The following is a 9,917-nucleotide window of genomic DNA, read 5'->3' on the forward strand; positions in this document are numbered from 1 at the left end:
ATGAAAGATTATTTAGTAAAAGCGTTAGCGTTTGATGGAGAAGTTCGTGCGTATAGTGTACGTACAACAAATATGGTAAGTGAGGCGCAAAGACGTCATGATACCTGGAGAACCGCTTCAGCGGCACTTGGGCGTTCGTTAACAGCTGGTGCAATGATGGGGGCTATGTTAAAAGGTGATCAGAAGCTGACGATTAAGGTGGAAGGAAATGGCCCACTTGGCCCAATCTTAGTGGATGCTCATGCGAATGGAGATGTACGTGGATATGTAACGAATCCCCACGTTGATTTTGAAGCAACAGAGCAAGGGAAATTGCGTGTATATCAAGCAGTAGGTACAGAAGGGTTTCTAACAGTAATTAAAGATATCGGTATGCGTGAACCGTTTATCGGGCAATCTCCAATTGTTTCGGGAGAATTAGGGGAAGATTTCACGTATTATTTTGCTGTTTCTGAGCAAACACCTTCTTCTGTTGGTATTGGTGTCCTTGTAAATGGGGATGATAGCATACTTGCTGCAGGTGGATTTATCCTGCAAATTATGCCAGGAGCACAGGAAGAGACAATCTCCTTTATTGAAGAGCGTCTGCAAAAAATCCCACCTGTTTCAAAATTAATTGAACAAGGACTTTCGCCAGAGGAATTATTATACGAAGTACTAGGAAAAGAAAAAGTGAAGGTATTAGAAACAATGGACGTTCAATTTAATTGTACATGTTCTCGTGAGCGTATTGAGAGTGTATTAATTAGTCTCGGTAAAAAAGAATTAGAACAAGTTCGTGAGGAAGAAGATGAAACGGAAGTGCATTGTCATTTCTGTAATGAGCGATATAATTTCTCTAAAGAAGATATTACAAACTTGATTGAAAGCTTGTAAACAGAAAGGTTTTCTAGCAATTGTAAGTCATCTAAATAAATTGACAAGTAAGAAAAATTCTGTCAAAATTAAAATGCATATAAAACCAATAAAAATACTCGGTGTTAGGAGTGACAGGAATGCGAGTGGCACAATCAGTTTCAGAATTAATCGGGAAAACGCCGATCGTTAAGTTGAACCGCATCGTAGAGCAAGACAGTGCAGACATTTACTTAAAATTAGAATTCATGAACCCTGGAAGTAGCGTAAAAGATCGTATTGCATTATCTATGATCGAAGCTGCTGAAAAAAAGGGATTATTACAAGAAGGCGATACAATTATTGAACCAACGAGTGGTAACACAGGAATTGGTTTAGCGATGGTAGCGGCTGCAAAGGGCTATAAGGCAATTTTAGTAATGCCGGAGACAATGAGTATTGAACGTCGTAACTTATTACGTGCTTATGGAGCTGAATTAGTATTAACTCCGGGTCCAGAAGGAATGGGCGGCGCAATTCGTAAGGCAACTGAATTAGCGAAAGAGCATGGTTACTTTATACCACAACAATTCCAAAACCCGGCGAATCCAGAAATTCACCGTTTGACGACAGGGCCAGAAATTGTTGAACAAATGGGTAATGAATTAGATGCATTTATCGCTGGTATCGGTACTGGTGGAACAATTACAGGTGCTGGTGAAGTGTTAAAAGAAATATATAAAGATATTAGAATTTATGCAGTAGAACCTGCAGATTCTCCAGTGTTATCTGGTGGGAAACCAGGTCCGCATAAGATTCAAGGTATTGGGGCTGGATTCGTTCCTGAAACATTGGATGTAGAAGTATATGATGAAATTATTCAAGTGAAGACAGAACAGGCATTTGAATATGCGAGAAGAGTGGCTCGTGAAGAAGGTATTTTAGTTGGTATTTCTTCAGGTGCTGTCATTTATGCCGCGACAGAAGTTGCGAAAAAACTTGGTAAAGGGAAAAAGGTTCTTGTAATTATTCCAAGTAATGGTGAACGTTATTTAAGTACACCGCTTTATCAATTTGAATCATAATTAGTATGGCCAGAAAAAGCATTCCTGAAAAGGAATGCTTTTTCTTTTTTCGTTTGAAAATAGTGAATGACTAGAAAACTTCATGTAAAATAAGTAGTAGTAAAGTTAAAATATTTTCACTAGCTCTCAGGGACGATTATTTCATATTAACCATCTGTAATTTGGGGTGATTAGTCTAAGGGAGTGGGATAAAAGAAGACGGGGTGTTGGTATGCAGCGAAGAAAATCTTTAGCGCTTTCTGTTCCATATCATTTAGATTTTTTTAAGCAATATAAGTTTCTTTCTCAGAATAAGAGTCAACATATTTTGTTAGAAAGTGGACGTGGGGGTCGTTATAGTATTGCGGGGCTCGATCCGGTAGCGGTGATTCAGGGGAAAGGTGAAACGTTACATATAAGTGAAAGCGGTAAGGAAACAATAGAGAAAGGCAATCCGTTAGATTTAATGCAAAGGTATATGGAACGATGGAGAACGAATCATAATCCAGACTATCCGCCATTTCAAGGTGGTGCAATCGGATATTTTAGTTATGACTGTATCCGTTATATTGAAAAACTTCCTTCCCTTGCGGAGGATGATGTGGATATACCTGACATATTCTTTTTATTATTTGATGACGTGTTTGTGTATGATCAACAAGAAAAAGTGTTGTGGATTATTACGCATTATATAGATGAACGTGAGGAAGCGGAAATTCGTTTAAATGAATGGAAGAGCCTTTGGATGAAGGAAGTTCCTGAAGTTAAAGTGCCATTTGAATTTCCTGAAAATAGAAATGAAGCGGTAGCTTTTACAGAAGAAGGATTTATGAAAGCTGTTCAGCGTATTCAAGAATATATTGGGGCTGGAGATGTGTTTCAAGTGAATTTGTCTACAAGACAAGAGAAAACATTACAAACACACCCACTGGAGATTTATACGAGTCTTCGTGAAATTAATCCATCACCATATATGGGATATTTAGAGCTTGGAGATTTTCAAATTGTTAGCGGTTCACCTGAATTGTTAATTAAAAAGCAAGGGAATGAAGTGAGTACTCGTCCGATTGCTGGTACACGTTCTCGTGGGAAAAATGAACAAGAAGATGAGAGTTTGGCGGAAGAATTAATTGGAAATGAAAAAGAACGTGCAGAGCACGTCATGCTTGTGGATTTAGAGCGTAATGACTTAGGGCGAGTTTGTAAGTATGGAACTGTAGAAGTAGATGAATTTATGGTTATCGAAAAATATTCGCATGTTATGCATATCGTTTCAAACGTTCGTGGTGAGGTCGGACGAGATAAGGATGCTTTCGATTTAGTGCGAGCTGTATTTCCAGGTGGAACGATTACGGGTGCACCCAAAATACGTACGATGGAAATTATAGAAGAATTAGAACCTGTTCGCCGTGGGATTTATACAGGTTCAATTGGATGGATTGGTTACTCAGGAGATATGGAATTAAATATTGTGATTCGGACGCTTCTTGCAAAAGATGGTCAAGCGTATGTGCAGGCTGGAGCGGGAATTGTAATTGACTCAAATCCGAAAAATGAATATAAAGAGTCGTTAAAAAAGGCAATCGCCCTGTGGCGTGCGAAAGAAAGTAGCGAAGAAACGGTTAGGTGAGAGAAATGATATTGATGATTGATAATTATGATTCTTTTACATTTAATTTAGTACAATTTCTTGGAGAACTTGGACAAGAGCTTATCGTCAAGCGCAATGATGAAATTACAATTTCAGATATTGAACAAATGAAACCTGACTTTCTTATGATTTCACCAGGTCCTTGTAGTCCGAATGAAGCTGGTATAAGTATGGATGTCATTAAATATTTTGCAGGAAAGATTCCTATTTTTGGTGTGTGTCTAGGTCATCAATCGATTGCACAGGTGTTCGGAGGCGATGTTGTTCGTGCGGATCGTTTAATGCATGGAAAAACTTCTCTTATGTATCATGATGGAAAAATGATTTTTGCAGACATTCCAAATCCATTTACAGCAACGCGTTATCATTCTCTTATTGTAAAAAAAGAAACATTGCCAGAATGTTTAGAAGTGACATCTTGGACAGAAGAGGGAGAGATTATGGCGCTTCGTCATAAAACATTGCCAATTGAAGGAGTGCAGTTTCATCCAGAATCCATTATGACTTCACATGGGAAGGAATTGCTGCAGAACTTTATTCGGAGTTATAGTCCGAGTATATCATCATGTTAATTTATGTGAATGGCACGTATGTGGAAGCGGATGAAGCGAAAATCTCTCCATATGATCATGGGTATTTATATGGGTTAGGTGTTTTTGAGACGTTTCGTATTTATAATGGTCATCCGTTTTTATTAGATGACCACTATGAACGTTTAATGGATGCTCTTTCTACGTTGCAAATCAAATGGACGATGACGAAAGATGATGTGCTGTGCATTTTACAGGAGTTACTTGTAAGGAATAGGATAGACCATGCGTATGTGCGCTTTAATGTATCGGCTGGTATAGATGAAATAGGTTTACAGACAGAGGTTTATGAAGAGCCCTCTGTTATTGTGTTTATAAAGCCTTTGGCGGTCCCTGGTGTAGTGATGGAAAAGGAAGGCGTTATTTTGAAGCAAATACGAAATACGCCGGAAGGAGCATTTCGTTTAAAGTCCCATCATTATTTAAATAACATTTTAGGAAAACGTGAAATTGGAAATGTTGTGAACAAAGAAGGGATTTTTTTTACTGAAGCAGGCCACGTAGCGGAGGGGATTGTTTCGAATCTCTTTTTTGTAAAGGAGGGTATCTTATATACACCTTCACTTGAAACTGGGATTTTAAATGGAATCACTCGTGCGTTTATTATAAGGATTGCTGAAATATTAGATGTACATGTGGAAGAAGGTTTCTTTACACAAAAGGAGTTACTTTCCGCTGATGAGGTGTTTGTAACGAATTCTATTCAAGAAATTGTCCCGCTTAATCAGATTGGAGAATTTAATTTCCCTGGTAAAGAAGGAAAGGTTACAAAGTCTCTAATGTATGTATATGAAATGCATAGAGAAAATCTTTGGAGCCGAAATGAACTGCGAAGAGGAGATGTGTAGTGTGAAGTGGAATTATGATTTGCGCTGCGGCGAATATACATTGGATTTAAATACAAAGACATTAATCATGGGGATTTTAAATGTTACACCAGATTCATTCTCAGATGGTGGAAACTACGATGAGATGAACGCAGCTGTAAGTCATGCGAGAGAAATGGTGAGTAATGGAGCTGATATTATTGATATCGGTGGAGAATCAACTCGTCCTGGTTTCGCGAAAGTTTCGGTGGAAGAAGAGTTAGGGCGCGTAATCCCGATGATTCAAGCGGTTTCGAAAGAAGTGAAAGTGCCTATTTCTATTGATACGTATAAAGCTGAAGTAGCCAAGCAAGCAATTGAAGCGGGTGCTCATATTATTAATGATATCTGGGGAGCGAAGGCAGAACCGAAAATTGCAGAAGTTGCGGCACATTATAATGTGCCGATAATTTTAATGCATAATCGTGATAACACAAATTACCGTAATCTTATTGCGGATATGATTGCGGATCTATATGAGAGTGTTAAAATTGCAAAAGGTGCAGGTGTACCTGATGAGAATATCGTTTTAGATCCGGGTATCGGTTTCGCGAAGACGCCAGAACAAAATTTAGAAGTCATGCGCAATCTAGAAAAATTACATGTGTTAGGGTATCCGGTCCTTCTTGCAACTTCGAGAAAATCGTTTATCGGTCATGTTTTAGATTTGCCGGTAGAGGAACGTGTAGAAGGCACGGGAGCATCGATTTGTCTTGGTATTGATAAAGGCTGTGAAATGATTCGTGTTCATGATGTGAAGGAAATGGCACGTATGGCAAAGATGATGGATGCAATGATTGGCAAGGGGGTAAAATGATTGGATAAAATTTATATTCATGATATGGAGTTTTATGGCTATCATGGCGTATTTCCAGAAGAGAATAAATTGGGGCAAAGGTTTAAAGTGGATTTAACAGTGGAACTGGATTTAAAACAAGCGGGCGAAAGTGATAACTTAGAGCATTCGGTAAACTACGGGGAGCTCTTTGAACTTTGTAGACAAGTGGTAGAAGATCGAACATATAAGCTTGTAGAAAGTATTGCGGAAAATATAGCGGCGAATATATTGAATCAGTACGTAAGTATTTTGCGATGTACAGTAAAGGTTGTTAAACCGGATCCACCAATACCAGGGCACTATCGTGCTGTGGCGGTAGAAATTACGAGAGGCCGACCATGAAAAATGTAGTATATGTTGCGTTAGGATCAAATATTGGTGATCGTTATGTTTATTTATTGCAAGCGATTGAGCTGTTAAATAAAAATCCTCATATTCAAGTGGAGGATGTCTCTTCTGTATATGAAACAGATCCAGTGGGATATACAGATCAAAATCGTTTTTTAAATTTAGTTATAAAAATTTCTACCAATTTACTGCCGCAAGAATTGTTGAAAGTAACGCAAAAGGTTGAGATAGATTTAGGAAGAAAAAGGGAAATCAGATGGGGCCCGCGAACCATTGACATTGACATTTTGCTCTATAATCAAGAAAATATTGAAGCAGAGAATCTTATTGTGCCGCATCCGCGGATGTTCGAAAGAGCTTTTGTTATCGTTCCGTTGTTAGAGATCAATCAAGATATAAAACAAAACATTTCACGTTCGCAAGTAGATGAAATGAAAAGGCGAGAGGGAGTAACGGTATGGAAGCAGAAAAATGGGGAAGACGCATTCGTGCTTTTCGGAAGTTGAAAGGTTATACGCAAGAAGGTTTTGCAAAGGAATTAGGGGTATCTGTATCTGTTTTAGGAGAAGTAGAGAGAGGGAATAGAACCCCTTCTCAAGATTTTGTAGTAGAAGTTGCTAAGACATTAAATATTTCAATAGATGAATTAATGCCAAAGTGAGGGTAAAGAAAGGAGACACTAGAGTGTTAAAGATTGCAAACATTGAGATGAAGAATCCAGTTGTACTAGCACCGATGGCGGGAGTGTGTAACTCTGCATTCCGTTTAACAGTAAAAGAATTTGGTGCAGGTTTAGTATGTGCTGAAATGGTAAGTGATAAGGCGATTTTATTTAATAACCAAAAAACATTAGATATGTTATATATCGATGAGAGAGAGAAGCCGCTAAGTTTACAAATTTTTGGCGGTGAGAAAGAAACGCTTGTTGGTGCTGCGAAATATGTAGATAAAAACACAACGGCGGATATTATCGATATCAATATGGGTTGCCCAGTTCCGAAAATTACGAAGTGTGATGCTGGTGCAAAGTGGTTATTAGATCCAGATAAAGTATATGAAATGGTAGCGGCCGTTGTAGATGCTGTTGAAAAACCAGTTACAGTTAAAATGCGTATTGGCTGGGATGAAGACCACATTTTCGCAATTGAAAATGCTAGAGCTGTGGAACGTGCAGGCGGTCAAGCGGTAGCGGTTCATGGACGTACACGTGTTCAAATGTATGAAGGGAAAGCGGATTGGGATATTATTAAACAGGTAAAACAATCTGTAAATATTCCTGTTATTGGAAATGGTGACATAGAAACTCCTCAAGATGCGAAACGTATGCTTGATGAAGTAGGGGTAGATGGCGTTATGATTGGACGTGCAGCTCTTGGGGATCCATGGATGATTTATCGTACGGTAAAGTATTTAGAAACAGGGGAATTAATGCCGGAACCAACAGTGCGTGAGAAAATAGATGTATGTATGTTGCACTTAGATCGTCTTATTGACTTAAAGAATGAAGATATTGCAGTAAGAGAGATGAGAAAGCATGCAGCTTGGTATTTAAAAGGTGTTCGTGGTAATGCGAGAGTACGTAATGCAATTAATACTTGTGATACTCGTGAAGATCTTGCCTCTTTATTAGGTGCATTTGTAGAAGAAGTAGAAGCAAAACAACAAACAATTCACGTTGGTTAAAAGGAGGAAAGAGAGAACGTTTGACATTCCTTCTCTCACTACCTATAATTACGTGAAAGAAAGAAGAACTGCCAGTATGCTACTGGCAGTTTTTCTAGTTGAGTAGAAAATGATATACTGTATATATTGTAAAATTTAATAGAGCTGGAGTGATATCAATACCATGGATAACATGAACCACGAAGAATTAAATGACCAATTGCTTGTTCGTCGTGAGAAGTTACATGACTTACGTGAACAAGGGATCGATCCGTTTGGTAAACGTTTTGAACGTACGAATTCAACGGAAGAATTATTAAACTTGTATGGAGAGTTCTCTAAAGAAGAATTAGAAGAGAAAGGAATCTCTGTTTCTATTGCTGGCCGTATTATGACGAAGCGCGGTAAAGGGAAAGCAGGTTTTGCACATATCCAAGATTTACACGGACAAGTTCAAATCTATGTTCGTAAAGATGCTGTTGGAGATGAGCAATATGAATTATTTAATACAGCTGACTTAGGTGATTTAGTAGGAATTGAAGGGAAAGTTTTCAAAACGAACGTAGGTGAGCTTTCAGTGAAAGCAACAGGATTTACGTTATTAACGAAAGCTCTTCGTCCACTTCCAGATAAATACCATGGATTGAAAGATGTTGAACAACGTTACCGTCAACGTTACCTAGATTTAATTACGAGCATGGAGAGTCGTGAAACATTTGTTACTCGTAGTAAAATCATTCGTGAAATGAGAAGATACTTAGATGATAATGGCTACCTTGAAGTGGAAACACCAATGATGCACGCGATTGCGGGTGGTGCTTCTGCTCGTCCATTCATTACGCATCATAATGCGTTAGATATGGAATTATATATGCGTATTGCAATTGAGTTACACTTAAAACGCCTTATTGTAGGTGGTTTAGAGAAGGTATACGAAATCGGCCGTGTATTCCGTAATGAAGGTGTGTCAACGCGTCATAATCCTGAATTTACAATGATCGAATTATATGAAGCATATGCTGACTATAAAGATATTATGAAACTAACAGAAAACATGATTGCTCATATCGCAAAACAAGTACTAGGCACAACAACAATCCAGTACGGTGAGCAAGAAATTAATTTAGAGCCAGAATGGACACGTCTCCACATGGTAGATGCAATTAAACAATATTCTGGAGCAGATTTCTGGAGCCCGATGAGCGTGGAAGAAGCACGTGCATTGGCGAAAGAACATGGTGTGGAAATTAAAGATACAATGGAAGTTGGTCATATTATCAATGAATTCTTCGAACAAAAAGTAGAAGAAAAGTTAATTCAACCTACATTTATCTATGGACACCCAGTGGAAATTTCTCCGCTTGCGAAAAAGAATGATGAAGATCCACGCTTTACAGATCGTTTCGAGTTATTCATTGTTGCTCGTGAGCATGCGAATGCATTTACGGAATTAAATGATCCAATCGATCAAAAAGAACGTTTTGAAGCGCAATTAAAAGAGCGTGAGCAAGGTAATGATGAAGCGCATATGATGGACGATGATTATATTGAAGCACTTGAGTACGGTATGCCTCCTACAGGTGGACTTGGAATTGGTATTGATCGTCTTGTTATGCTATTAACAAATGCGCCATCTATTCGCGACGTGCTGTTATTCCCAGCGATGCGTCATAAGTAAGACTAATCTAAGCTTTGGAGATTTCTCCAAAGCTTTTCTTTTTGTCATATAATGAAGTTAAAATGATTCATTTACTATATAGAAGAAAGGTGTCTTTATGTAGGGGGATTGATACTGTTTTTATACTTTTTGATTAGGTTAAAAATTTTATTGAAAAAACTATTGCATTTTAATAAATGAACTGGTATATTTATATTCGTTGTCACGAAAGACAACAAAGAAAACAAACGAAAACAACTTTTAAGATAAAAAAGTTGTTGACGAAAATGTAACGAAATGTTATATTGATAAAGTCGCTTCGGCGGCAATGAGTTCTTTGAAAACTGAACGAAACAAACAACGTGAAACGTCAATTTTTATTTTAGATGCTAGACAAACTAACTTTA

General features: G+C 38.0%; 11 protein-coding genes. All 11 read left to right on the forward strand.

Annotated features, from left to right (window positions below):
- The gene (gene hslO, locus JDS96_RS22385; protein ID WP_003194276.1) at positions 1-876 is read left to right on the forward strand and encodes a redox-regulated molecular chaperone HslO; all 876 of its coding nucleotides are present in this window, start codon (positions 1-3) and stop codon (positions 874-876) included.
- Between the two features lie 119 nt (positions 877-995).
- Positions 996-1,919 carry a cysteine synthase A gene (cysK, locus tag JDS96_RS22390; RefSeq protein ID WP_018767319.1) on the forward strand — a complete coding sequence of 308 codons (924 nt, stop codon included), beginning with the start codon at positions 996-998 and terminating at the stop codon, positions 1,917-1,919.
- Between the two features lie 211 nt (positions 1,920-2,130).
- On the forward strand, positions 2,131-3,528 hold the full coding sequence (gene trpE, locus JDS96_RS22395; RefSeq protein WP_199668057.1) for an anthranilate synthase component I: 1,398 nt from the start codon (positions 2,131-2,133) through the stop codon (positions 3,526-3,528).
- 5 nt (positions 3,529-3,533) lie between these two features.
- The gene (gene pabA / locus JDS96_RS22400; RefSeq protein ID WP_199668058.1) at positions 3,534-4,121 is read left to right on the forward strand and encodes an aminodeoxychorismate/anthranilate synthase component II; all 588 of its coding nucleotides are present in this window, start codon (positions 3,534-3,536) and stop codon (positions 4,119-4,121) included.
- Positions 4,115-4,987, forward strand: coding sequence for an aminodeoxychorismate lyase (gene pabC / locus JDS96_RS22405; protein ID WP_018783073.1), 873 nt, complete (start codon positions 4,115-4,117; stop codon positions 4,985-4,987). The genes pabA and pabC overlap by 7 nt, the downstream gene beginning before the upstream one ends.
- Entirely contained in the window at positions 4,962-5,822 is an 861-nt protein-coding gene (gene folP, locus JDS96_RS22410; RefSeq protein ID WP_098806424.1) for a dihydropteroate synthase, read from the forward strand. The genes pabC and folP overlap by 26 nt, the downstream gene beginning before the upstream one ends.
- Complete coding sequence (folB, locus tag JDS96_RS22415) at positions 5,823-6,185, forward strand: dihydroneopterin aldolase (RefSeq protein ID WP_003194288.1); 363 nt, start codon at positions 5,823-5,825, stop codon at positions 6,183-6,185. It abuts the gene before it with no gap.
- A complete protein-coding gene (gene folK / locus JDS96_RS22420) occupies positions 6,182-6,697 on the forward strand; it encodes a 2-amino-4-hydroxy-6-hydroxymethyldihydropteridine diphosphokinase (protein WP_018767315.1) in 516 nt (171 codons plus the stop codon). The genes folB and folK overlap by 4 nt, the downstream gene beginning before the upstream one ends.
- Complete coding sequence (locus JDS96_RS22425; RefSeq protein ID WP_000387032.1) at positions 6,649-6,852, forward strand: helix-turn-helix domain-containing protein; 204 nt, start codon at positions 6,649-6,651, stop codon at positions 6,850-6,852. The genes folK and JDS96_RS22425 overlap by 49 nt, the downstream gene beginning before the upstream one ends.
- Before the next feature lie 23 nt (positions 6,853-6,875).
- A complete protein-coding gene (gene dusB, locus JDS96_RS22430; protein ID WP_199668059.1) occupies positions 6,876-7,874 on the forward strand; it encodes a tRNA dihydrouridine synthase DusB in 999 nt (332 codons plus the stop codon).
- A 163-nt stretch (positions 7,875-8,037) separates the two neighbouring features.
- Positions 8,038-9,531, forward strand: a complete 1,494-nt coding sequence (lysS, locus tag JDS96_RS22435; protein ID WP_199668060.1) for a lysine--tRNA ligase — start codon at positions 8,038-8,040, stop codon at positions 9,529-9,531.
- Positions 9,532-9,917: the final 386 nt, after the last annotated feature.

Origin of the sequence: Bacillus cereus group sp. N21, assembly GCF_016483395.1 — a bacterium.
GTDB lineage: Bacteria > Bacillota > Bacilli > Bacillales > Bacillaceae_G > Bacillus_A > Bacillus_A pseudomycoides.

Excerpts from the sequence above, each read along its gene's own strand:
- folK (WP_018767315.1), top strand. The coding sequence starts at position 6,182 with ATGAAAAATGTAGTATATGTTGCGTTAGGATCAAATATTGGTGATCGT.
- trpE (WP_199668057.1), top strand. The coding sequence starts at position 2,131 with ATGCAGCGAAGAAAATCTTTAGCGCTTTCTGTTCCATATCATTTAGAT.
- hslO (WP_003194276.1), top strand. The coding sequence starts at position 1 with ATGAAAGATTATTTAGTAAAAGCGTTAGCGTTTGATGGAGAAGTTCGT.
- lysS (WP_199668060.1), top strand. The coding sequence starts at position 8,038 with ATGGATAACATGAACCACGAAGAATTAAATGACCAATTGCTTGTTCGT.
- pabC (WP_018783073.1), top strand. The coding sequence starts at position 4,115 with ATGTTAATTTATGTGAATGGCACGTATGTGGAAGCGGATGAAGCGAAA.
- cysK (WP_018767319.1), top strand. The coding sequence starts at position 996 with ATGCGAGTGGCACAATCAGTTTCAGAATTAATCGGGAAAACGCCGATC.
- pabA (WP_199668058.1), top strand. The coding sequence starts at position 3,534 with ATGATATTGATGATTGATAATTATGATTCTTTTACATTTAATTTAGTA.
- folP (WP_098806424.1), top strand. The coding sequence starts at position 4,962 with ATGAACTGCGAAGAGGAGATGTGTAGTGTGAAGTGGAATTATGATTTG.
- JDS96_RS22425 (WP_000387032.1), top strand. The coding sequence starts at position 6,649 with ATGGAAGCAGAAAAATGGGGAAGACGCATTCGTGCTTTTCGGAAGTTG.